Source organism: Streptomyces adustus (assembly GCF_009377175.1).
Classification (GTDB): Bacteria; Actinomycetota; Actinomycetes; order Streptomycetales; family Streptomycetaceae; genus Streptomyces; species Streptomyces adustus.
In genome coordinates this window covers 1-1,215 of record NZ_VJZD01000547.1, presented here as the reverse complement: position 1 = coordinate 1,215, position 1,215 = coordinate 1, and the positions used below count along the sequence as shown (strand labels likewise).

1 protein-coding gene is annotated in these 1,215 nt (G+C 78.2%); it reads left to right on the top strand.

Annotated features, from left to right (window positions below; genetic code table 11):
* Window positions 1–1,215: BACON domain-containing protein (locus FNH09_RS47475; protein WP_238427503.1), on the top strand; the 1,215-nt coding region annotated here is incomplete at both ends.

The following is a 1,215-nucleotide window of genomic DNA, read 5'->3' as shown; positions in this document are numbered from 1 at the left end:
CCCCGCCCCCGGCCGCACAGCCCGCACAGCCCGCGCCGAAGCCCCCGCAGTCCGCCGGACGGTCCGCGGAGCAGCCCGCGCCTTCCGCCGCCGCGCCGCCGGTGTCCGAGGAGGTCGAGGAGCTGCGTCGGCGGGAGCTCGCCCGGCTGGCCTGGCCGGAGGCCGCGGGCACCAGCCCCGAGCAGCGCGAGGCGCTCGAACTCGCCGTGCGTCACCACCTCGCCGCCCACGAGGTGGCCGCCGTCGTCGGACTGGATCCCGCGATCGCCCGCGAACTGCTCGCCTCCGCCGCCTGCGAGGTCGAGCGCACCCGCGCGGCCCTCGCCGTCGTCGAGACCGGCGGCTGCCCCGGCGTCGCCCACCTCACCGGCGATCACCAGCTGGTCCTCAGCGCGACCCTGCGCCGCGAACTGGTCCGGCACGTCGACGACTGCCCGCGGTGCCGCCGCGCCGCCGAGCGCGCCGTGCCCGGCCGCTGGCCCGGGGCCATGTTCACGCCCGCCGAACTGCCCGTACTGGAGGCGCCCCGAGCGGCCCTGCACGCGGCGATGGCGCACTCTCCCCGCGCGCGGGGAGCCGCGCCGCGCTTCGACCGGCGTGGCTTCCCGATGGACCCCAAGGACCACGCGGCCCGCCGGGACCGGCTTCGCGCGCGTGCCGTCACCACGACCGTCGTCGCCACCGTGGTCGCGGCTCCCGTGTTCGCGCTGTGGGCCGCCTACCGGGGCACGGAGACCGGGGAGGGCCCCGACGGCCGCTCCCCGAGCACGAGCGAGGCGCAGGGCCCCGGCAGCCTCGACGGCCCGGGGGCGGGCGGCTACGAGAACGCGGGCAACGCCAGCACCCGGGCCGGTGCCCGCCCCACCGGGACGTCGGACGTCTCCGTGGCGGTGGTCAGTGTCGCGGGGGCCGGCCACAAGAGCGCGGGCCGTCTCGACGTGACGGCGAGCAGCAGCGGTGACACCACGCTGATCACCCTCACCGCGGCCGGCGACTCCCCGGTCCGCTGGTCGGCCACGACGGGAGCGGTCTGGCTCTATCTCAGCCGGTCGTCGGGAACGCTGGCGCCCGGCGCGTCGCTGACGATCAAGGTGCACGTCGACCAGCTGCGCGAGCCGTCCGGGCACTGGAGCGCCCGGGTGGCGATCGCCCCGGCCGGAACGGTCGTCTCGATCGACGGCTACGGCACCGCCCCCGCGCCCGCCCCTTCCGTCC